Source organism: Chromobacterium sp. Beijing (assembly GCF_021496765.1).
In the GTDB taxonomy this organism is placed as follows: domain Bacteria; phylum Pseudomonadota; class Gammaproteobacteria; order Burkholderiales; family Chromobacteriaceae; genus Chromobacterium.
Genome location: NZ_CP053750.1, coordinates 854,050 through 875,015, shown reverse-complemented (window position 1 = coordinate 875,015; position 20,966 = coordinate 854,050). Strand labels below are relative to the sequence as shown.

19 protein-coding genes and 1 riboswitch are annotated in these 20,966 nt (G+C 63.2%); of the genes, 4 read left to right on the top strand and 15 right to left on the bottom strand.

Annotation, left to right across the window (positions count from 1 at the left end):
• Position 1: 1 nt before the first annotated feature.
• The 3 genes from HQN78_RS04360 to HQN78_RS04350 form a co-directional block, all read right to left on the bottom strand.
• Positions 2-511 carry a molybdopterin-dependent oxidoreductase gene (locus HQN78_RS04360; protein ID WP_107799669.1) on the bottom strand — a complete coding sequence of 170 codons (510 nt, stop codon included), beginning with the start codon at positions 509-511 and terminating at the stop codon, positions 2-4.
• 11 nt (positions 512-522) lie between these two features.
• Positions 523-1,740, bottom strand: coding sequence for an EAL domain-containing protein (locus HQN78_RS04355; protein ID WP_158274295.1), 1,218 nt, complete (start codon positions 1,738-1,740; stop codon positions 523-525).
• Between the two features lie 184 nt (positions 1,741-1,924).
• On the bottom strand, positions 1,925-2,848 hold the full coding sequence (locus tag HQN78_RS04350) for a LysR family transcriptional regulator (RefSeq protein ID WP_107799671.1): 924 nt from the start codon (positions 2,846-2,848) through the stop codon (positions 1,925-1,927).
• A gap of 95 nt (positions 2,849-2,943) precedes the next feature.
• Between HQN78_RS04350 and HQN78_RS04345 the strand changes: the two genes are divergently transcribed.
• Positions 2,944-3,912 (top strand): bile acid:sodium symporter family protein, encoded by a 969-nt coding sequence (locus HQN78_RS04345; protein ID WP_235088170.1) that lies wholly within the window; start codon positions 2,944-2,946, stop codon positions 3,910-3,912.
• A gap of 133 nt (positions 3,913-4,045) precedes the next feature.
• On the opposite strand, the gene uvrB is transcribed toward HQN78_RS04345, so the two are convergent.
• Positions 4,046-6,058, bottom strand: a complete 2,013-nt coding sequence (gene uvrB / locus HQN78_RS04340; RefSeq protein ID WP_107799673.1) for an excinuclease ABC subunit UvrB — start codon at positions 6,056-6,058, stop codon at positions 4,046-4,048.
• A 223-nt stretch (positions 6,059-6,281) separates the two neighbouring features.
• Between uvrB and HQN78_RS04335 the strand changes: the two genes are divergently transcribed.
• A complete protein-coding gene (locus tag HQN78_RS04335; protein WP_107799674.1) occupies positions 6,282-7,151 on the top strand; it encodes a serine hydrolase in 870 nt (289 codons plus the stop codon).
• Between the two features lie 67 nt (positions 7,152-7,218).
• Here the strand turns inward: HQN78_RS04335 and HQN78_RS04330 are convergent, their stop codons facing one another.
• The 7 genes from HQN78_RS04330 to HQN78_RS04300 all read right to left on the bottom strand — a co-directional run bounded on the left by HQN78_RS04330 (position 7,219) and on the right by HQN78_RS04300 (position 15,028).
• Entirely contained in the window at positions 7,219-7,746 is a 528-nt protein-coding gene (locus HQN78_RS04330) for a fimbrial protein (protein ID WP_081550751.1), read from the bottom strand.
• Between the two features lie 66 nt (positions 7,747-7,812).
• Entirely contained in the window at positions 7,813-8,826 is a 1,014-nt protein-coding gene (locus HQN78_RS04325; RefSeq protein WP_082158901.1) for a fimbrial protein, read from the bottom strand.
• A 30-nt stretch (positions 8,827-8,856) separates the two neighbouring features.
• Positions 8,857-9,591 (bottom strand): molecular chaperone, encoded by a 735-nt coding sequence (locus HQN78_RS04320; RefSeq protein ID WP_227107851.1) that lies wholly within the window; start codon positions 9,589-9,591, stop codon positions 8,857-8,859.
• Between the two features lie 16 nt (positions 9,592-9,607).
• Positions 9,608-12,031, bottom strand: coding sequence for a fimbria/pilus outer membrane usher protein (locus tag HQN78_RS04315; RefSeq protein ID WP_227107850.1), 2,424 nt, complete (start codon positions 12,029-12,031; stop codon positions 9,608-9,610).
• Positions 12,032-12,342: 311 nt separating this feature from the next.
• On the bottom strand, positions 12,343-12,840 hold the full coding sequence (locus HQN78_RS04310; RefSeq protein WP_235088168.1) for a fimbrial protein: 498 nt from the start codon (positions 12,838-12,840) through the stop codon (positions 12,343-12,345).
• A gap of 386 nt (positions 12,841-13,226) precedes the next feature.
• Positions 13,227-13,577 (bottom strand): hypothetical protein, encoded by a 351-nt coding sequence (locus HQN78_RS04305; protein ID WP_146176655.1) that lies wholly within the window; start codon positions 13,575-13,577, stop codon positions 13,227-13,229.
• A gap of 518 nt (positions 13,578-14,095) precedes the next feature.
• The gene (locus HQN78_RS04300; protein ID WP_235088166.1) at positions 14,096-15,028 is read right to left on the bottom strand and encodes an N-acetylmuramoyl-L-alanine amidase; all 933 of its coding nucleotides are present in this window, start codon (positions 15,026-15,028) and stop codon (positions 14,096-14,098) included.
• Between the two features lie 263 nt (positions 15,029-15,291).
• On the opposite strand from HQN78_RS04300, the gene HQN78_RS04295 reads away from it, so the two are divergent.
• A complete protein-coding gene (locus tag HQN78_RS04295) occupies positions 15,292-15,633 on the top strand; it encodes a hypothetical protein (RefSeq protein ID WP_235088163.1) in 342 nt (113 codons plus the stop codon).
• Positions 15,634-15,848: 215 nt separating this feature from the next.
• Positions 15,849-16,709: a flagellar motor stator protein MotA gene (motA, locus tag HQN78_RS04290; RefSeq protein ID WP_107799681.1), complete on the top strand. Its 861-nt coding sequence runs from the start codon at positions 15,849-15,851 to the stop codon at positions 16,707-16,709.
• On the opposite strand, the gene HQN78_RS04285 is transcribed toward motA, so the two are convergent.
• The 4 genes from HQN78_RS04285 to HQN78_RS04270 are packed head-to-tail and all read right to left on the bottom strand — an operon-like array spanning position 16,693 to position 20,756.
• The gene (locus HQN78_RS04285; protein ID WP_235088161.1) at positions 16,693-17,649 is read right to left on the bottom strand and encodes an ABC transporter ATP-binding protein; all 957 of its coding nucleotides are present in this window, start codon (positions 17,647-17,649) and stop codon (positions 16,693-16,695) included. The genes motA and HQN78_RS04285 overlap by 17 nt on opposite strands.
• Positions 17,642-19,195 carry an iron ABC transporter permease gene (locus HQN78_RS04280; RefSeq protein WP_235088159.1) on the bottom strand — a complete coding sequence of 518 codons (1,554 nt, stop codon included), beginning with the start codon at positions 19,193-19,195 and terminating at the stop codon, positions 17,642-17,644. Before HQN78_RS04280 ends, HQN78_RS04285 begins: the two co-directional genes overlap by 8 nt.
• Positions 19,195-19,743, bottom strand: a complete 549-nt coding sequence (locus HQN78_RS04275; RefSeq protein WP_107799684.1) for a GNAT family N-acetyltransferase — start codon at positions 19,741-19,743, stop codon at positions 19,195-19,197. Before HQN78_RS04275 ends, HQN78_RS04280 begins: the two co-directional genes overlap by 1 nt.
• Complete coding sequence (locus tag HQN78_RS04270; protein ID WP_107799685.1) at positions 19,740-20,756, bottom strand: thiamine ABC transporter substrate binding subunit; 1,017 nt, start codon at positions 20,754-20,756, stop codon at positions 19,740-19,742. Before HQN78_RS04270 ends, HQN78_RS04275 begins: the two co-directional genes overlap by 4 nt.
• A 45-nt stretch (positions 20,757-20,801) precedes the next feature.
• A riboswitch (TPP riboswitch) is annotated at positions 20,802-20,896 on the bottom strand.
• Between the last annotated feature and the right edge of the window lie 70 nt (positions 20,897-20,966).

Below are 20,966 nucleotides of genomic sequence, written 5' to 3'. Positions count from 1 at the left end.
CTCAATGCACCTGCAGGGATTTGAGTTGCCAGGCGGAACGGTTGTAATACAGCTCCGAACGCAGCTCTTCTTGCGAATCGTAGGGGTAGACGATGAACAAGGGCCCTTTTTCCCGCACCGGCATCGGTTTACCGTTCATCTGAGTCGCCAGGATCACGTCGAAGCGGCTGGCGTCGTCAAAGGGGATATCGGTCTTGTAGTCGTTCAGCGCCACTGCTTTCAACAGTTTGCCGTGGGCGCCGGCGGCGGCCAGCACGTCGCGCAGCAAGGGCCCCGAAAAGCGGGTCAAGCCCGGGTACCACGGCGTGTGGGTGCTGAAACTGCGCTGAGGCAGTTTGGCCAGCATGGCCATGTCGAAGGCGGCGACGTCGCCCTGGTTTTTTTGGCCGACGTTGCCGCTGATCACCAGCACCGCCTTGCCGGCGGGCTTGGCCAAAGCGTCGACCGCCGCGGCCAAGGGCGCCGCGGCGGCCAGGCCGAGCAGCAACAACAGGATTCCAAGTCGTTTCATGGTTTTCTCGCTTAGGTGTGCGCTGCAATGAATACCCAATCCCGCGCCGACTGCGGCACGCCTCCGCCGCAATTCGCCAGCCACTCGGCGAAGGAGGCCTCGTCCACCGGCGGGGAGATCAGGGAACCTTGGGCCGCCGATACGCCGAATGCCTGGCACAAGCCCCACTCGGCCTCGGAAGCCACGCCCTCGGCCACCACTTTCAAGCCCAACCGGCGGCCCAATTCCACGCTGGCCAGGAAAATGGAGCGGTTGGTGGCGTTGCTCGCGGCGTCGATGACGAAGCCCTTGTCGATTTTCAATTCGGTGAACGGGATGCGCGCCAGCCGGTCCATGCTGGCGAAGCCGGTGCCGAAATCGTCAATTGCCAGGCCGGCGCCTTTCAGACGCAAGCGCGTCATGATTTCCAGCGCCGAGGCCGGGTCCGCCATCACGCCGCTTTCCGTGACCTCGAACGTCACCCGGGACATCTCAAGATCGGCTTCGTTCGCAATCGCGACCAAAGCAGCCACCAGACTGGAGTCCTTCAGGGATTGCATGGAAAGATTGACCGACATGTCCAGACGCTGCCGCGCGTCCAGGCGTTTGAGCGCTTGCGACGCGTCCGCGAACAAACGCTTGGTCATCTGCGTGATCAGGCCGCTTTGTTCCGCCAGTTCGATGAACTGCAACGGCCCGAGCAAGCCCAGCTGCGGATGCAGCCAGCGCGCCAGCACTTCCACGCTCAACACCCGGCCGCTGGCCACATCCACCTGCGGCTGAAAAAACGGCACCACCTCGCCGCGCTCTATGCCCAGGCGCAGTTCCTCGCTGTTGATCCGTTCCAAAGGCAGGCACACCGCTTCCCCGGGCGCGACGGGCGCGGCCAGCATCGCCAGCAATTGCTCCGGATCCACCGGCTTGGGCAAGACGCCGCACAAACGCAGCGCGTACATTCGCGCCAGATCCGCCACGCTGTCCAGCACTCTTTCGTCGAAACCGCTGGTGATCAGCAATTTGCCGCAATAAGCCCTCTCGCCCAAATGACGCACGAACTCGACGCCGTCCATGCGCGGCATGTCCAGATCGCAAAAAATCAGATCAAAGGCCCGGTCGCCGGCGTCCAGTTGCATCAGCGCGTCCAGGCCGTCGACCGCCTCGGAAATCTTGCCCATGCCCAGCTGCCGCAATACCGCGGTCAGGAATTGCCGGGACACGGCTTCGTCGTCAACCACCAAGATTTGCGGCATCGTCTCCCCCATCTAGCCCATCTCGTGCTGGCTGTTTTCACTATCGACGCCGGCTGCGAGCTTCCGCGACCGCGCCCCGCCGCGCTGTGCTTGGCCGCGCGGCGGTCCGGATCTCGTTTTTGCCCCTGTAGTATCTAAATAGCCCGCCGCCTTCGTCTTTTCCAGCCGGCGCGGCTCGGCGAGCTCAGCCGCCCCAGGCGGCCGGCCGTGCCGCGGCGGCCAGTTCCTCGCGCATTTCCAGCGCCAGCTGCCACACTTTCCGCGCCAGCGGCGACAAGGAACGGTTGGGCCGTTTGATCAAGACGATGCGGCGCCTCTCCACCGGCAGCAAGGGCAATACGCTCAAGCCGCCGCCGGCGGGCGGCGGCATGGCCAGTCCCGGCGCGACGCTGAGGCCCAGGCCGGCCGCCACCATGCGGAACACCGACTGCGAGTGCCCCAATTGCTGCGCCACTTCGCAGGCCAGGCCGTGCCGGGCCAGCAAGTCGTCTATCAGCCGGCGGCTGCCCGAGCTGTGGTCCAGCAAGACCAGCGGCTGGCCGTCCAGTTGCGACCAATGCGCCGCGTCCTGGCCGGCCAAGGCGTGGTCGCTGCGGCACACCAGCCAGAAGTCGTCCTCCAGCAGGGGCTCGCTGTCCAGCGCCGCGGCCGCGTCGGGCTCCACCACCAGGCCGAAATCCACCTGTCCGCCCGTGACCGCGTCTATGTTCAGGCGCTGCACCTGGTCGTGCAACACCAGCTTCAGCTGCGGATAGCGCTGCCGGCACCGCGCGATCAACAAAGGCATCAGGCTGGCCGACAAGGTGGGGCTGCTGGCCACCCGCACCACGCCGTGCGCCTGCGCGCCCTCCATCCGGGCTTCGCCCAGCGCGTCCTGCAGCGCCTCCAGCACCCGCGTCAGCTTTCCCTGCAAACGGCGAGCCGCGGCGGTGGGCTCCACCTCGCGCGTGGTGCGGTCGAACAAGCGCAGATCCAGAGCCTGTTCCAGCTCCCGCACCGCGCGGCTGACCGCCGGCTGGGTCAGGCCCAGCGCGTCGCCGGCGCGGCTGAAGCCGCCCAGCTCGATCACGGCCTGGAACACTCGCAGTTGGCGCAAAGTCACATTCATATCAATTACTCATCAATTGATCAGATAAATGCATTTGTATTCTCAATTGAGCTGCGGTTCAATAGCGGCATCCCTTGCCATCGCCGCATCGCCCCATGCCCAAACTACTCGACGCCTTCACGCTGTCCCTGCTCGCCACCGTCGCGCTGGCCACCGCGCTGCCCTGCTCCGGCGATGTCGCCGCCGCCTTCAACCTCATCACCAATCTGGCGATTGCGTTGTTGTTCTTTCTGCACGGCGCCAAGTTGTCGCGCGAGGCGGTGCTGGCCGGCGCCGCGCATTGGCGGCTGCACCTGGTGGTGCTGAGCTGCACCTTCCTGCTCTTCCCCGCGCTCGGCCTGGCCTTGCGGCCCGTCTTGCAGCCCCTGCTGACGCCGGAACTCTATCTCGGCGTTCTCTATCTGTGCATGCTGCCTTCCACCGTGCAATCGTCCATCGCCTTCACCTCCATGGCGCAAGGCAATGTGCCGGCCGCCATTTGCAGCGCCACCGCTTCCAACATCCTGGGCATCTTCATCACGCCGCTCCTGGTCAGCCTGCTGGTGGTCAAGCACCACGGCGCCGGCCAGGGTTGGGGGCCGGTGCTGGACATCGTGATGCAGTTGCTGCTGCCCTTCATCGCCGGCCAGATCGCCCGTCGCTGGATAGGCGGTTGGGTGGACCGCAACAAGGGCTTGCTGCGCTACGTCGATCAGGGCTCCATTCTGCTGGTGGTCTATACCGCCTTCAGCGCCGCGGTGATCAGCGGTCTGTGGCGACAAACGCCGCCGCAGGCGCTGGCCGCGCTGCTGCTGGTCAACCTGGTCTTGCTGGGCCTGCTGCTGGCCATCACCCTCTTGCTGAGCCGCAAGCTGGGCTTCTCGCGCGCGGACCAGATCACCATCGTGTTCTGCGGCTCCAAGAAAAGCCTGGCCAGCGGCGTGCCCATGGCCAAGGTGTTGTTCGCCGCGCCGGCGCTGGGTTCCATCGTGCTGCCGCTGATGCTGTTCCATCAGATCCAGCTGATGGCCTGCGCGGCCTTGGCGCAGCGCTACCGCCGCCGGCACGCGGAGGACGCGCGCTGAAAAGACGACGCCCCGCTCGGCATCGAGCGGGGCGTCTCGCGGACAAGACCGGACAAGGCAGGGCCTGTCAGCTGGAAGCCCCGCTACTCGTCGTGCAAGGCTTCACACAGCGCAGCAGATTATGAACAGGCTCTTACAGCTCGTTGATCCAGGCCTGTTCTTTTAGATGCTTGAGCTGGTCGCGCAGGCCGGCCGCCTTTTCGAACTCCAGATTGCGCGCGGCCTCCATCATTTCCTTCTCCAGACGCTTGATTTCCTTGGCCAGGGACTTTTCGTCCAACATCGCCACGCGGGCCTTGTCCACCAGCTTCTTGCGTTCGTCCTCCACGCTGTAAACGCCGTCGATGATGTCCTTGATCTTCTTCTGCACGCCCTTGGGCACGATGCCGTGCTCGGCGTTGAAAGCCATCTGCTTGGCGCGGCGGCGCTCGGTTTCGTCCATCGCCCGCTTCATGGAATCGGTGATGCGGTCCGCGTAGAGCAAGGCCCTGCCGTTGAGGTTGCGCGCGGCGCGGCCTATGGTCTGGATCAGCGAACGGTCCGAACGCAGGAAGCCTTCCTTGTCCGCGTCCAGGATGGCCACCAGGCTGACTTCCGGAATATCCAGGCCTTCGCGCAGCAGATTGATGCCGATCAGCACGTCGAACACGCCCAAGCGCAGATCTCGGAGGATTTCCACCCGTTCCACGGTATCGATGTCGCTGTGCAGATAGCGCACCTTGATGCCGTGCTCGGTATAGTAGTCGGCCAGTTGCTCGGCCATGCGCTTGGTCAGCGTGGTCACCAGCACCCGTTCGCCGCGTTCCATGCGCAGACGGATTTCGGACAAGAGATCGTCCACCTGGGTGGCTACCGGCCGCACCTCCATCTCCGGGTCCACCAGGCCGGTGGGACGCACCACCTGTTCCACCACCTGGCCGGCGTGTTCTTTCTCGTAGTTGGCCGGGGTGGCGGACACGAACACGGTTTGCGGCATCAGCAATTCGAATTCGTGGAATTTCAACGGCCGGTTGTCGGTGGCCGACGGCAGGCGGAAGCCGTACTCCACCAGATTGGCCTTGCGCGCGGCGTCGCCCTTGTACATGGCGCCCACCTGGGGCACGGTGACATGGGATTCGTCGATGAACATCAAGGCGTTCTTGGGCAGGTAATCGATCAGCGTCGGCGGCGGATCGCCGGGGCCCCGGCCGGAGAAGTGCCGGGAATAGTTTTCGATGCCTTTGCAAAAGCCCATCTCGTACAGCATTTCCAGGTCAAAGCGGGTGCGCTGCTCCAGGCGCTGGGCCTCCACCAGCTTGCCCTCTTTCTGATACCACTCCAGGCGCGTGCGCAGTTCTTCCTTGATGTGCTCGCAGGCGCGCAGCACGGTGTCGCGCGGCGTCACGTAGTGGCTGGAGGGAAACACCGTGAAGCGCCCCACCCGCTGCTTGGTCGTGCCGGTCAGGGGATCGAACAGGGTCAGCGTTTCCACTTCGTCGTCGAACATGCTGACGCGCAGCGCGGTGTCGCTGCTTTCCGCCGGATAGATGTCGATCACATCGCCGCGCACGCGGAAGGTGCCGCGGCCGAAATCCATATCGTTGCGATCGTACTGCATGGTGGCCAGCCGGCTGATGATGTCGCGCTGCGCCAGCGTCTCCCCTTCCTTCAGATGCAGAATCATCTGATGGTAGTCGGAGGGGTCGCCAATGCCGTAAATGGCGGAGACGGTGGCGACGATGATGCAGTCCGGCCGTTCCAGAATGGACTTGGTCGCCGACAAGCGCATCTGCTCGATGTGCTCGTTGATGCTGGAATCTTTCTCGATGAAAAGATCGCGGCTGGGCACATAGGCTTCCGGCTGATAGTAGTCGTAGTAGGACACGAAATACTCGACGGCGTTTTCCGGAAAGAACTCGCGCATCTCGCTGTAGAGCTGCGCCGCCAGCGTTTTGTTGTGCGCCATGATGATGGCCGGGCGTCCGCTTTGGGCGATGACGTTGGCCATGGTGTAGGTTTTGCCGGAACCCGTGACCCCCAGCAAGGTCTGGTAGGACAGGCCGTCGCCCAGCCCTTCCAGCAATTGGACGATGGCGCCGGGCTGATCGCCGGCCGGTTCGAATGGTTGATGCAGTTTGAACGGACTGTTGGGATAGGTGCGCAGCATGGGTCGAGACATCGGAGGAGATAGCCTGATTCTACGCGGTTCGCCCCCGCTTCACACCCCCGATGCGCCTGCATATAAAAAAGCTGCGATTCAGGCTATACACAGTCAAAACATTGTTTAAAATACAGTTAGACCGAGCATAAAACACGGCTTGCGGCGCAAACGCCGCGAGCCTATTTTTCGGTCCGAGATTCGTTAATATCCGCTCTCCCTGGAGTGAAGCATGATCAAGAAAATTGCAAGCCTGCTGGTATCCGCGGCGTTAGCCATGCCGGTGCTGGCAGGTGCGCCGTCCAGCGTGATGGTGGCCTCGCAGATGGCCGACCTATCCGTTCCGCGGCTGAATTCGCATTCGGTCTTGGTGCTCAACGGCATCACCGGCGAACCCTTGTACCAAAAGAACATCCACCAACGCATGCCCATCGCCTCCATCACCAAATTGATGACGGCCATGGTGCTGCTGGATTCCGGCGCCTCGCTGGATCAGGAGGTGACGGTATCCGACGCCGAGATAGACCGGGTGAAAAACACCTCCTCGCGCCTGGCGGTGGGCACCACCCTCAGCCGCAAGGAAATGCTGCTGCTGGCGCTGATGTCGTCGGAAAACCGCGCCGCCGCCACGCTGGCCCGCACCGCCTTGCCGGGCGGCAGCGCCACCTTCGTGGAACGCATGAACCGCAAAGCCCGCAGCCTGGGCATGAGCGAGACCATCTTTTACGACGCCACCGGCCTGGACATGCGCAACACCTCCACCGCCGCCGACTTGGCCCGCATGGTCCGCGCCGCGCACGGCTATCCGCTGATCCGCGCCTTCACCACCACGGAGAAGCACCAGATTCAATCGGTGAGCCGCCGCGTGCTGCAATACAAGAACAGCAACGCGCTGGTGCGCGAAGGCGACTGGGAAATTTCCCTGCAAAAAACCGGCTACATTCAGGAAGCCGGCCGCTGCATGGTGTTGCAGGCCACCGTGGGCTCCCAGCCCTTGATCATCGTGTTGCTGGCCGCCGGCGGCAGCGCCGCCCGCGTCAACGACGCCAGGAGCATCAAAACCTGGCTGGAGGCGCATCCCGGCAGCTGGCTGGCCGGCTGAGTCCGCCGCCTCCAAACGAAAACGGCCCTTCCGCCATATGACGGAAGGGCCGTTTTCATGCATGCGCTTACATATAGCGCAAGTCGAACTGAGCCAGGCCGTTGGCCGAACCCGGCTTGATGCCGCCCTCCTGCCCTTGCGGCACCGGCGCGCGGGTGGATTCGTACATCGCGTTGAAACGCAGGGTGTTGCTGCCGTTGGTCAAGCCCACCAGCGGCGAATACTGGCCCAGCACGATGTCGCCGCCGCCCGGTCCCATCAGGCGGATGCCCACGCCGGCGGCGCTGCCGTTGATCGCCATCAGTTCGCCGTTGTCGCGGTCGGCCTCTCCGTTGAAACGCACCGCCACCGTGGTCATGGTGTCGATGGAGCACTCGGTCAGCCGGATATCGAAGGACACCGGGCGGGAACGGTCGCCGATCTTGCGGAACATCTGCGAGGACACCAGACCCATGCCCACTTCCAGGCTCTGCGAGTTGGGATCCAGACCGCAGGCGCTCAACACCAGTTCGCCAAAAACGTTCAAGGTGCCGTCCGCCGCCTGCGCCAACGGCGCCGCCAGCGCCAAAGCCAGCACCATCGCCTTGAATTTCATTGCTCCACTCCTTACGCCAATTCAGTTCGCCGTCTCGCCGCCCTCATACCAGAGGGCTCGAGCCGCTCAGATATAATCCAGATCGATATTGACCGTGCCCTGGAACGGGCCTTCTTCCACCTTGCCCATATTGGTGGGGACGATGGTGGCGAACATCGGCACGGTTTTCTGACGGTCGCCCTTGAAAAACTCCGCCAGGAACTCCGACTGCTCCAGCCGCAGCTGACGTCCGTCGCCGTAAAACAGTTGCAAGCCAAGCCCGCTATCCGAGTTGTCCTTCTTTTTCACCAAAGTGGCGGTATAGGTATCCGCCTTGCCGTTGATGCCGCGGAAATAGCCGTTGACCTTGACCGGATCGTCGCAGGTTTTCTCAAGCTTCAGGGCAAAGTCCCTGCGCGGCACCGCCGGGTTGAGCCCCTTGACGGTTTTGGCGATTTTGCCGAAGTCCAAAGCATTGCTGGCCGGATTCAGGCTGACCTTCACCGCGCACTGGATGAAACGGATCTTGTCCAGCCCGGTCACCTTGTAAACCAGATTGCTGCCCTTGATGTCGTTGATCCCGCCGACCCCGTCGAACTGCAAGACTTCAAACTGCGACTTGCCGACGCTCCCATTGCCGGGATACGGCGTCTTGGTGGCGATCACCACCTGGAAGCTCAAGGAAAAATCCGTTGTCGGGCACTGATTCAATGCGATATTGGACGGGCACTTCGGAATGACCTGACCCGTCGCAATCCGCAGATTGGGGTCGAAATTGGGGCGCCCGTTATACATCACGCCAAACTGCACCCCCTGCGGAGAACTGTCCTTGCGCGGGTTAGGATAGAAGAACACCTCCTCCGCCTCCCGCAAGCCATTATGGTCTTTGTAGCAAGAGACATTGACCGTGCGCACCGAGGAGTGCCAGATGATCTCGCCGCTTGGCAGGGTGATGGGCACCGCCACCGTGGAGCCTATGTCCTCGGTAATCATCACGCTGCCATTGCGCCCCCCTTCCTTGCACGCCAAAGCGTGGCTCAAGGCCGGCAGCATGGCCAGCGCGGCCATCAACAGCAAACGCGGCAAACGACGATTCAACATGGGCTCTCCCTGCGCTGTGCGCCTGCGGAATTATTTCTTGTCTTCGCGGTACTGGCACTGGCCGTCCGCGCAAACGAAGGTAAAGGTGTCCTGAGCGCCGAAATCATTGATATTGCTCAGCTTCAGACTGGCCGGCAGCGCCTTCAGCGCAAAACGGGCCTCGCCCTTGGGCGGCACCATCAGGCCGTCCATATCGCGCGGCTTCTTGTCGCCCGGCAGTTCCAAGCCCACCAGGGTCAGGTGATAGGGGCTGGGGTTCTTGAACACCAGCTTGCCGGCGGCGGCGTCGAAGCTCAGCTGCAGCTTGTTGGCCGGGTTTTCGCCGCGCGGCAATTGCGCTTCCTTAGGACGGTAGAACACCTTGATGCGCGACTTGATCGCCAGTTGCAGCACATTGTCCTTATCGCTCTTGGGCGGGACTTCCTGCACGTTCAGATAAAACAGCGATTCCCGATCGGACGGCAGGCTGGGGTCAGGAATGCGGCTCAAGCGCACCACGCCCTTCTCGCCGGCCTCGATGCGTTGCAGCGGCGGCAGCACCAGGAAGGGGGAAGCCAGACGTTTGCCCTCGCCGTCGCTGAGCCAGGATTGAACCAGATAAGGTTGCTCCGGGTTCTTGTTGCTCAGCACCATGCTGACGTTCTTGTCCTGCTCCAGATAAATCATCCGGGTGCGGTCCAGCAGGATGTTGGCCTGAGCCGCCAGCGGCGCGGTCAGCGCGGCCAGCACGCCCGCCAGCCCCAGTGCGCGATGAAACGTTTTCATATCGATTCCTTATTCTTTATTCTGCGAGAGGCGCGCACACCATGTCGCGGCTGCCCTGGCTCAACTCGTAATCGGCCGGCAGCGGGTCCACGCGGCAACGCGTCTTGCCCCAGGAGATTTCCAGCTTGGGCGTCGGGCTCAAGCCGGTGACGAAGGTCAGACCGCCGTCGCCCACCATGCCGACGTCGCGCTTGCCGGCCACGTCACTGACGGTGGCGCCCAAAGGCGGCATTTTGCCATCCGGCAGCCGCACCGTCAGCAAGGCCTTGCGTCCGACCTTGACCGGGAACTCGGTGCGCCCCACCGCGCCTTCGGTCAACACCACGCGGCGCACCGCGGAACTGGCCTCCACCGAATCCGGCATATTGTCGTCGTCCAGGCGCACGTCCTGGCTGTAATACGGCGCCACGCTGCTCAGCATCGCGTAGCCGTTGCGGTCGGTCTGCGCCGACACGCCGTAGACCGGCACGCCGGCCACGCCGTCGGTGTCCACCAGCATGCGGGTTTCGCCGCCGTAGCTATTGCCCATGGTCAGGCCCCCGGCGTGCAGCACCAGCGAGCTGCCCAAGCCCGCGGACAGGCTGCTGTAACCGCCCTGCTGCTTGCTGGCCGAGACGTCGGCCTGCATGACGCGGCCGGTGTAATGATAGTCGCCGGACACCAAGGGCTTGCCGGAACGGGTGTCCGCGCTCATCGCCACGTTGTAGCTGTGGTTGGGGTTGCTGCTGTCCGAGTAACGGACGGTGTGATTGGTGTTGCCGGCACTGCCCTGCACGTCGTAGCCGATGCGGCGGTTGTTCTCCAGCGGCATGCTCAAACCCAGGTAGACACGGTTGCTGCTGCCGGTCTGGTCGCGCAGGTTCTGCACCGACAGATTGAGGCTGACGTTGCGCAAGGACCCGATATTGACGTCGCGGCTCAGCGACAGATCCACGCGCTGGGTGGCGGTGGCGTTCCAATAAGTGGACTTTTCAGCCGACAGAAACACATTGGTCTGGCCGAAAGTCTTGCTGGCGGTCATGCCCACCCGCTGTTTGTCGCTGATATAGTTCTGGCCGTCCAGGTCGCTGAGGAATTGGCCGAAGGAACGGAAGTTGCGGTCCGAGAAGCGGTAGCCGAACAGACGGATGTCCGCGTCCAGGCTTTCAAACTTCTTGGCGTAGTTGAAACGGTAAGAACGGCCGGCCATATTCAGGCCGCCGCGCAATTGGGCGTTGGCCTGGGTCACGTCGGCGGACAAAGCGCCCCAGTTGCCGAGATCCTTGGCGAAGCCCATCGCCAGCGAACGGTAGTCGGCGGACGCGATGAAGCCGCTGTACAGCGACAAGGTCTGCGTCAGGCCGTAGGACGCCTCGGCGCTGGCCACGTTCGGGTGCGACGCGCTGCCGTTCTGATCCGCCTGGCCAATGGCCGCCTTGTAACGCCACATGCCGTTGCGCGTCAGGAAGGGCACCGAGGCGGTATTGACGGTGAAGGTCTGCTGGCTGCCGTCCGCCTCCTCCACGGTCACATCCAGCTGCCCTTGCGTGCTGCTGTTCAGATCGCGGATGGAAAACGGGCCCGGCGGCACATTGGTGGTGTACAGCACCCGCCCTTGATTGCGGATGGTCACCTTGGCGTTGGTCTTGGCCACGCCGTTGACCTGCGGCGCGTAGCCGCGCAGGCTTTGCGGGATCATGCGGTCGTCGCTGTTCAGCGTGGCGCCGCGCATGGAGAAGGCATCGAAAATCTCGGAAGTCTTGAAGACTTCGCCCAGGGTCAGACGCGCCTGCATGCCACGCAGATCGCGATACACCTGAGTATTGTTCCAGCTCAGACGGCTGCGGTTAGTCGCGCTGTCGTCGTACTGGTAATTGGAGCGCAGCCTCCAGGGGCCGGCGTTGGCGCCGGCCACGCCGTAACTGGTTGTCTTGCTGCTGCTGGCGCCAAGACCGTTGTCGGTGCGCTGATAGAATACGCGGTAATCCAGCATCGCGGCCGGCACGCCGTCGTTCCAGGTCTCCGGCGGCGCGTAGTCTTCATCGCGATACGCCAGTTCCGCCTGCGGCACCGAGATGTCCAGGCGCGCGTTGCTCTTGCTGTAGCGCACTTTTGCGGCGCTGACCGCCGACAAATCGACGCACTGCTCGTTCTGCGGCCAGACGATGCCGGAGCGCAGGCCCAGCTGGCGAATCAAATCCGGCGGCAAACACGGGCGCACGGTCTGATCCGCGCCTTCCGGGCGGAAATCCAGCTCCAGCTGCTGCAAAAAGCGCTGGTTCAGATACACATCGGCGATATAGCGGCCGGGCACGATATAACCGGCCTGCTCGAACTGCTCCAGGCTCACGCTGCTGCTCGGGTCCAGCTGCAAAAAGGCGTCGTTGAACTCCACCGCATGCGCAATGCAAGGGCCCAGCGTCAGCGCCACTGCCACAATGTAAATGCGATGCTTGTTCATGCCTGCCGATATCCCGATTTAAGTGCGCGCCGCCTGCGGCAGCCTGGCCCAAAACACGCCGTCGCGTCGAAGCGCGCCGGCCTTGAATCTGTCCCGTCAGGCAATGACGAAGCCGCGCCGCTTGTCAGGCGCAGGGGTATGCCTTGGGGGAATGCTTGCAGATGACTATCCTCATGCCCTGGTTTGCAGACTACTCATTGCTGACAGCGGACAAACCAGGCCAGACCATCGCCTAAGCGATGAGACCTTCAGGGCACAAGGAAACAGGAGCCGGAACCTTGCTTGGTTCCGTTATTGAATCGAACTGCGGATTACTTGTACTGCAGATCGAATACGGCGAAGGCATCCGCTTGACCCGGGGTCACGGTTACGGCGTCGCCGGCTTTGGCGCCGTCGGCTTCGTATGCAGCGCTGAAGTTCAGGGTGTTGTTGCCGTCAACCAGGTTCAGGGCGGTGCCGTACTGGTTCAGCTTGATCTGGTCGCCGTTATTGGTGTTCACCAGACGAACGCCCACGCCTTTGGCGCCGCCGCTCTTCAGAGCCATCAGTTCATTGTTGGAGCCAGCGGTGCCGGAGAACATCACAGCCACGGTCTTCAGCGTGGTGGTGGTGCAGTCGGTCAGGGTCATTTGGAACGGGGTCGGAGCCGAACGGTCGCCCACTTTCTTGAACACATGGGTCGGCACTTTGCCCAGACCCACTTCCAGGTTCACGCTCTTGGAATCCAGGCCGCAAGCTGCGGTAACGATTTCGCCCTTAACATCCAGGGTGCCGGCGGCGGCGAAAATGGAGGAAGCGGCAACAGCCATCAGGGAACCAGCAAATACAAATTTTTTCATTCTTGACTCCGACTAGGGTAATCATTCTCAAACCGCACAGCAGCCTCGCATGCCGCGTCGCGGACCATCCGCCAGTGCTGACCTGCAGTACTGGAACGCAGACGCATAGTATCAAGCGGAACCATTGCGTAGATTTTTTTGTTTCATATTAAATTTTTTCTTTAAAATCTATGCAAAAACACGCCTCGTCGACTTTAAACGATTTGATGAATCAATCTTGAATATTTGTTTTATTTCAGGGGTTTGTTAAGGATTGAGCGATATTTGCAATAAAACAACACTTCAAATAAAGAAAACCCACTCAGTCAATGCTGAATGGGTTTTTTGCTGATTTATTGAGCAGATTTGGACTGCAATCAGAAGTAGTTGACCACCAGGTTCACCGCGCCGGCCCGGGCGGTGGCGCTCCGCAGCAAATCGCGGCTGCTGAACTGGTTCTCGCCTTTACGCACGTTCAGGCTGGCGATCTTGCCTTGCTGGGCGGCGGCTTCGCTATCCAGCGTCAGCTTGGCCGGGCTGGCGCATTGATTGAGTTCGAGAGCCGGCTTGGCGCGGGCCGCGTCGGCGCTAGCCACTTCGTGAGTTTGGGCGCTGCAGCCGCCTTCAACGATGGCGCCGTAGAAATGGACTTGGCCGCCTTGGGCCATTGCTGCGGTAGAAAGAGCGGAAAGCAGGGCTGCCAGTCCAAGTGCGTGCAGACGTTTCATTTTCGACCTTCCTTTCCAAATCCCGCAATTAGTAAGCAATTACTTTTAGGTTTCGGCTTTTTTTATAAGCTCAACCAGTTCAATTGCATTCTAGTACAAGTGGCATTTAAATTGAAAGGGCTATTTGATAGTTTTTATTACAAATTATTTTGTTTTAGAAATAAGTGTTTCTTACTAATAAATGCTTGTTTATGCAGAAAGTGCTTAATAACTCTAAATGACGCCGTCTGATTATCGTTATGGCACAAACTAAGCGCGGCCGCCCACCCTCCTTGGCCGGCATGGCCGGCCGCCCGACGGACGGCGACAAAAAAGGGACGGCTAGCCGTCCCTTGGCTCCGCCGGCCTGAGCGCCGGCGAGGATGAAACCTGATAAGCATCTGTTCTATGCCCCGCGAGCAAGGGCGAAACAAGACGAAAACGGCTGAGAAAGAGGAATGTTGGCGTGGCGCATGAGCAGGCCGAAGCGGTACTCACTGCGCCACGCCTCACGAAGCCCAGCAGACATTGAACAGGTTCTAAGGCGTCAGCGGCCAGGTATCGCTGCCCTTTCCATTGTCCTTCTTCGGCGCAGCGGCCGGTTTCGAGCCCGGCGTCCGTCCCGGACGCGGCCGGTCGAAGTATTTTTCCAGCAAGGCGTCCAGAATCGCGGAAGTCTCGGCATCCGGCGCGCCGTCGTAGCGCGCAGGCCGGAAATGCATCTGAAAGGCCGCCACCACGTCCTGGCTCTCTTTGTCCAGCACGCCGGTTTGCGGCGCCTCGTAGCCGTAATCCAGCAAGCGTTTCTGCAGATCCCGCACGTCGCCGCGATAAGGCGCCCGGCGCAGGTAGAACTCGACCGCCTCGCGTTCCGGCCAGGCGCCGATATTGTAGTCGCGGTACAAACGCTCCCAGGGGAACTTCGGCCCCGGGTCCACCTTGCGTCCCGGCGACACGTCGGAATGCCCCACCACCTTGTGCGGCGGAATCTGATGCCGCGCGATGATGTCCGCCGCCAGTTGCGCCACCACCGAGACCTGCGCCTCATCGAAGTCGAACCACTGCCGCCGCATCAAGGGCAGTTCGTCCTCTTCCGGAGACGGATAGCCCAGGTTCACGATCTCGATGCCGATGGAGCTGGAGTTGATCAGCCGGTCCCCTTGCCAGTAACTGCGCCCGGCATGCCAGGCTCTGCGCTCCTCCGGCACCAATTGGTACACCTTGTTGGACATGCCCAGCAATGCGGCATCCGGCACCAGGTAGTGCGCGCTGGCGCCGTGCTGGCCCTGGGTGAGCATTTCCAGCGCCAGGCCGTTGGGCACGGCGGTGTAATGGAAGACCAGATTGCGTACTCTGGAATCCTGGTTTTCGGACAGCAGACTGGCGTCCACCCGATAGCTTTTGGCCGTCCCGGCCGCGCTGGCGCAAGCGGAACTCAATGCGCTGGCCGCCAACGGCGCCAGCAGGGGCAAGGCCCCGCTCCAAGCCAAAACTCGTCTTCTACTGATCATTTTCCATTCAACCTTAGAGTCAAGCATGCGCGCGGACCTTTTCCCGGCGCACGCAGCAAAGGTAGAGTTTTTAAACTAATAAATAGTTCCAATTAAGATATTGGCATGATAAATGCCATTTAATTAACATGGAAATATCGTCGCTTGGCGCTCAAGCCTGAATCTAGGCTTGCCAGCCCCCCGATCCTGATTTAGATTGCGCTGCGATTCATGGGAAACGGGCATTGAGACTTTCTGCATTCAAATCCATCACCCGGCTGGCCCTGCTGCTGTTCATGCTCTGGCAGGCCTTGCCCTTGGCCAACGCCGCGGTTCACGCCGACGGCGCCCTTGGCCGCGCCGGTCCATCCTATGCCCTCGGCCACGGCACGGCCGCGGCGCAAGCAGTCAGCGGCGGCCACGCCCACTGCGCCGCCGAGTTGGGCGGATGCGGAGAATGCCAGACCCTGCCCGGCATGAGCCCGGCCATGGCGACGCATGCGGCGAGGCCTGGCTGGCCCGACTTCATCGCCGCCCTTCCCTCGCCGCCGCCGCCCAATCCGCCGCGTCGGCCGCCTCGCGTCTGAGAGCCGGTTCAAAGCCGGCCGCGCGCCGCGGCGCCTTGCACGGCTGACGCCGCGTCGAAATGCTCATGCGCCGCTTGCGCGCTCAGCATCGCCACGCCGGCCGGACTTTGAACCGACCCCAGGCCTTCCGCCTTCTTTATCTCGCAGACCCGCCGCGTTCGCCGCGGCGACGCGCCAGGCCGGCATCGGTCTGACTTTGCTTGGGACTACCACATATGAATGTAATCATCGGCTACCTCGTCGTGATCGGCATGATCTTCGGCGCCTTTCTGATCCACGGCGGCGCCATCGGCGCCATTCTCTCCGCGATGCCCACCGAGATGATGGCGATTCTGGGCGGCGCGCTGGGCGCCTTCATCGTCGCCAACCAGACCAAGAATCTGAAAGCGGTGGCGCGCGCGCTGCCCGCCGCGCTCAAGGGCTCGCGCCACAACAAGGCCCGCGCGCTGGACTTGCTGTGCCTGTTGTACGAACTGCAGGCCAAGGCGCGCAAAGAAGGGCTGATGGCGCTGGAAGCCGATGTCGACGCCCCCGGACAAAGCCCGGTCTTCAGCAAGTATCCGGCCATCGCTCAAGACCACCATGCGCTTAATTTCATCCGCGACTATCTGCGCATCATGGTCAGCGGCAATCTGAACGCCTTCGAAATCGAGAGCCTGATGGACGTGGAACTGGAAACCCACCACCAGGAAGGCATGGCGCCTATCGCCGCCATCCAGCGCCTGGGCGACGCCTTGCCGGCCTTCGGCATCGTCGCCGCCGTGCTGGGCGTGGTCAACACCATGGCCTCGGTCGGCGCGCCGCCGGCGGTGCTGGGCGGCATGATAGGCTCGGCGCTGGTGGGCACCTTCCTCGGCATCCTGCTGTCCTACGGCATGGTGTCGCCGCTGGGCGCGCTGCTGGAACAGAAGCTGGACGAGGACAGCAAGGAATTGCAATGCATCAAGACCGTGCTCTTGGCCGGCATGCAGGGCTATCCGCCGCCCAGCGCCATCGAGTTCGGCCGCAAAGTGCTGTTTTCCAGCGAACGCCCGGAATTCGAGGAAATGGAACAGCGCATCAAGAGCCTGCGCTGAACGGAATCAGGGCGGACGCGTCCACCCCCAACCCAAACTGGCCGCCAAGCCGCAGTTCCGCGCCCAGGCTCGCCGCCTCCCGCGCGGACAGGCTCAGGCTCAGCCGCCCCGCCTGCGCCGCCACTTCCACCCGGGCGCCGTCCGCCAGCCAGGTCAGCGACTCGATGCGCGCCGGCGGGTACTGCGGCCCCAGCCGCAGCGCGTGGCCCGGCACCACCGCGTGCTCCAGCACGTTTTCATAGCCGATGAAGCGCGCCAGCCACGCATTCGCCGGCCTGGCCAACAGCTGCGGCGGCGTCTCGCATTGCACGATGCGCCCCTGGCGCAGCACCGCGGCGCGGCTCGCCATCGCAAACGCTTCCTCTCTGTCGTGCGTGACCAGAATGGCCGGTATGCCGGACTCCGCCAGCAACTGCGCGAACTCCCCTTGCAACTGACCGCGCAAATGCGCGTCCAGGCTGGAGAACGGCTCGTCCAGCAGCAAGAGCCGCGGACGGGTCACCATCGCGCGCGCCAGCGCCACCCGCTGTTGCTCGCCGCCGGACAAGGTCCAGACCTTGCGCCCTTGATAACCGCCCAGACCCAAACGCTCCAGCATCGCCGCGGCGGCGGCGGCGGCCTGGGCGCGGGACGATCCCCGTTCGATCAGACCGAACATCACATTGCCAAGCACGTCCAGATGCGGAAACAAGGCGAAATCCTGGAACATCAGCGCGAAGCCGCGCCGCTCCGGCGGCAGCCGGCTGATGTCCTCGCCGTTGAAACGAACCGCGCCGCCGTCCAGCGGCAGCAGGCCGGCGATGATTTTGAGCAAACTGCTCTTGCCGCAGCCGGACGGTCCCAGCAGAGCCAGGGTCTCCCCGGCAGCCACCTCCAGCGACACGCCGTCCGCCGCCACCCGCGCGCCGAAGCGCTTTTCAATTCCGATGAGCTCAAGCACGCCCGTCTCCTTTTCCCGGTTCTCCCGGTCTGGCCGCGCCGCTTTCAATCACGGCGAAAGCCAGCGTCGCCAACACCATCAGCAGGCCGGACAACAGCATCGCCGCATCCGCGTTGGCCTGGCCCGGCCGGCCCAGCTTCTGATAAATCAAGGTGGTCAGGGTCAACCACTCCGGCCGTGACAGGAATAAGGTCACCGCGAACTCCCCCACCGCAGTGGCGGCCGCGAAGGCCAGCCCGCGCCGCAGCGCCGGCTGCAACAAAGGCCAGATCACCCGTCGGAACAGCCGCCAGGGCGAGGCCCCCAGGGAGCGCGCCGCCTGCGCCAGATGTTCCGGCATGCCGTCCAGCGCCGCGCCGGCGGCTTTGGCGACGAAGGGATAGGCCAGCAAGACGTAGGCCGCCAACAGCATGGCCAAATCCGCGCTCCAGCTCGGATAGAGCAGCAGCAGGCCAAACGCCACGCAGACCGGCGACACCACGAAAGGCAGAAAGGCCAGGGCCCGCAACCACAGCCAGCGCCCGGCGGCCAACGCGTGGCACAGGCCCAGCAAGCCGGACAGCAATACGGTCAGCAAGGTGAAACGCGCCGAGTTGAACAAGGCCAGCCGCAATTCCTCGTCCCACAGTCCGGCCAGGCCGTCGAGCGCGGACAGCGCTTTCCACAGCACCGCCAGCAAGGGCAAGCCGGCGAAGATCAACAGGATGGCGAGGGCCGCCGTCAGCCAGGCGCGGTCCGTCCAGGTCCGCGCGGACGCGGGGAGCAGCGGCTCGCAGCGCGCCGGCACGCCCAAACGCGCCTCCAGCCAGGCGTAGACCGCGGCGACGCCGCCGGCCACCAGCAAGCTCAGCAAGGCCAGCGCGCCGGCGTCGGCCAGATTCAGCTCATACGCCACCAGCGTGTAAATCTCGACTTCCACCGTGGCGTAACGCTGGCCGCCCAGCAACAGCGCCAGGCCGAAGCCGGAGAAACAGTAGAGGAAAACCAGGCATAGATTGGGCAACAGCCAGGGCAGCGCTGCCGGCCATTCCACGCGCCAGAACGCGCGCCAACGCCCGGCGCCCAGGCTGCGGGCCGCGGCCAGCCGGCTGGCCGGCACCTGAGCGAAGCCATCGGCGGCCGCGCGGATCACCAGCGGCAGATTGAAGAACAGATTGCCGTACAGCAGCAGCCAGGGCGAATCCTGCAGGTTCAGCCCGCTCAAACCCTGAGGGCCGAACAGCGCCAACACGCCGACGCCGGCGACCAGGGTGGGCATCACGAAGGGCAGCATCAGCAGGCGCAGCGCCAGGCCGCGCCCGGCGAAGCGGAAGCGAGCCAGCGCCCACGCCGCCGGCACGCCGAGCAGCAAGGCCAGCGCGCAGGTCGCCGCACCCTGCAGCAGCGACCACATCATGCGCCAGCGCAGATAGGAATCGCTCAGCAAACCGAAGGACAGCGGCTCGCCGCCCTCCTTCAACAACCGCGCCAACGGCGAAATAGACATCGCCAGCAAAAACAGCAAGGGAGGCGCCGCCAGCAACAGGCGGCTCCGACGGCTCAACATCAAAACGGCGTTCCCTTCAACGGCCAGCGGGCGGTCAACACATCCTCCACCCCGTCTTCATCCTCGCTTTGCCCCGCCTTGGCGAAGCCAAGATCCGCGGCCAAACATTGCGAAGGCAGATTGTCCGGCGCGATGGACAGCACCAGCCGCGGCGCGCCGGCCAGGGCCGCCCAGGCCCCCATCGCCAGCACCGCTTCTCGGGCATAGCCCTGGCGGCGATAAGCCGGGTAAATCGTGTAACCCAATTCCACGTCGCCGTAGTCGCCCAGATAAGGATGGCCGGGCAAGGAGTGGAAGTTGACGTGGCCGACCATCGTCAGATCGTCGCGGCGCAGCAAGGCGCGCACCGACCAGGGCGCGTAGTCGGGCTGGCGCTCGATGTCGTCCAGCCGCATGCTCATCAAGTCCTGCTCGTCCAACCATTCCGCCGCCAGCGGCGCGCCCAGCAGCTCGGCCGCCGTTTCCGGCTGACCGGCCAGGCACAGCCACAGCGTCTGCGGGTCCAGATGGCGCAGCAACAGCCGCGGCGTTTCGATGTCCGGAATCATTGCCCGCCCTTCAACACCACTCGGGTCCAGCGCGCCACCCATTGGCGGGAATGTTCGGCGATCGCCTTGCTATCCGGCGTGTCGTGCGCGGCCGGCTGCTCCGCGAAACGATAGACCGGGTCCAAACTCACCTTGTCCATCACCGGATACATCCACATGGTGGTGGTCACGTCCTTCTGCACCGCTTCGGAGCGCAGGAAGGCGATGAATTTCTCGCCCAGCGCCGCCTCCTTGCCGCCCTTGACCAGGGCCGCGCCCTCCACCTGGCGGAACACGCCGCCTTTCAAGGGCAGATTGCCGGTGGGCGCGTCGTTCAGTTTCTGTTTGCTGTAGAACACCTCGGCGGCCGGACTGGTCGCGTAGCTGACCACCAGCGGACGGCTGCCGCCGTTCTTGGAGAAATCGGTGTAGTAGGATTCGCTCCAACCCTTGCTGACCTTCAGCCCGTTGTCGCGCAAACGGCCCCAGAAGGCGAAGGCCTTATCCTCGCCCATGGCGGCGATGGTGGACAACATGAAAGCCAGGCCCGGGCTGGACGTGGCCGGATTTTGCACCACTAGCAGGTTCTTGTAGGCCGGCTTGCTCAAATCCTCCAGCGTCTTGGGCAGCGCCAGCTGGCGCTGGGCGAACCAGGCCTTGTCGTAATTGAGGGTGACGTAGCCGTAGTCTATGCTCACCGCGCCGGGCAAGGCGGCCTTGCCGCCCTGGGCCAGCGCCGCCGGCACCGGAGCCAGCACGCCGGCCTGCTGCGCCTTGCCGATCAGGCTGTTGTCGATGCCGAACACCACGTCGGCGATGGGATTGGCCTTGGTCAGAATCAGCTTGTTCAGCATCTCACCGGCGTCCCCGGCCTTGATGATGGAGACCTTGGCGCCGTTCTGCTTTTCGAATTCGGCCAGCAAGGGCTTGGACACGGTGAAAGAACTGTGCGACAGCACGCGCAGCTCGGCCGCCGACGCGGCCAGGCTGGACGCCGCCAGCGCAACGGCTATCAAAGAGGAAAAGCGCTTCATGGATATCTCCGTACACGATAGTCCGGAGCAAGCGGAATGCGGGCCCTGGCCCGCGCATCACGCTCCCTCCGCTGGCATGACCCAGATCAGGTTGCAGGGTATTTTCTCAGCCCGCGTCGCGGGCACCCCTGGTGACAGCGCGCCAGTATACCGCAGCGGCCGCCGGCTGGCAGCCAACAATCCTTAACAGAGTGGGCCCGCGCCTTAACA

Bases quoted from the DNA above. Each gene is read 5' to 3' on its own strand.
- HQN78_RS04360 (WP_107799669.1), bottom strand. From the start codon at position 511: ATGAAACGACTTGGAATCCTGTTGTTGCTGCTCGGCCTGGCCGCCGCG.
- HQN78_RS04355 (WP_158274295.1), bottom strand. From the start codon at position 1,740: ATGCCGCAAATCTTGGTGGTTGACGACGAAGCCGTGTCCCGGCAATTC.
- HQN78_RS04350 (WP_107799671.1), bottom strand. From the start codon at position 2,848: ATGAATGTGACTTTGCGCCAACTGCGAGTGTTCCAGGCCGTGATCGAG.
- HQN78_RS04345 (WP_235088170.1), top strand. From the start codon at position 2,944: ATGCCCAAACTACTCGACGCCTTCACGCTGTCCCTGCTCGCCACCGTC.
- uvrB (WP_107799673.1), bottom strand. From the start codon at position 6,058: ATGCTGCGCACCTATCCCAACAGTCCGTTCAAACTGCATCAACCATTC.
- HQN78_RS04335 (WP_107799674.1), top strand. From the start codon at position 6,282: ATGATCAAGAAAATTGCAAGCCTGCTGGTATCCGCGGCGTTAGCCATG.
- HQN78_RS04330 (WP_081550751.1), bottom strand. From the start codon at position 7,746: ATGAAATTCAAGGCGATGGTGCTGGCTTTGGCGCTGGCGGCGCCGTTG.
- HQN78_RS04325 (WP_082158901.1), bottom strand. From the start codon at position 8,826: ATGTTGAATCGTCGTTTGCCGCGTTTGCTGTTGATGGCCGCGCTGGCC.
- HQN78_RS04320 (WP_227107851.1), bottom strand. From the start codon at position 9,591: ATGAAAACGTTTCATCGCGCACTGGGGCTGGCGGGCGTGCTGGCCGCG.
- HQN78_RS04315 (WP_227107850.1), bottom strand. From the start codon at position 12,031: ATGAACAAGCATCGCATTTACATTGTGGCAGTGGCGCTGACGCTGGGC.
- HQN78_RS04310 (WP_235088168.1), bottom strand. From the start codon at position 12,840: ATGGCTGTTGCCGCTTCCTCCATTTTCGCCGCCGCCGGCACCCTGGAT.
- HQN78_RS04305 (WP_146176655.1), bottom strand. From the start codon at position 13,577: ATGAAACGTCTGCACGCACTTGGACTGGCAGCCCTGCTTTCCGCTCTT.
- motA (WP_107799681.1), top strand. From the start codon at position 15,849: ATGAATGTAATCATCGGCTACCTCGTCGTGATCGGCATGATCTTCGGC.
- HQN78_RS04280 (WP_235088159.1), bottom strand. From the start codon at position 19,195: ATGTTGAGCCGTCGGAGCCGCCTGTTGCTGGCGGCGCCTCCCTTGCTG.
- HQN78_RS04275 (WP_107799684.1), bottom strand. From the start codon at position 19,743: ATGATTCCGGACATCGAAACGCCGCGGCTGTTGCTGCGCCATCTGGAC.
- HQN78_RS04270 (WP_107799685.1), bottom strand. From the start codon at position 20,756: ATGAAGCGCTTTTCCTCTTTGATAGCCGTTGCGCTGGCGGCGTCCAGC.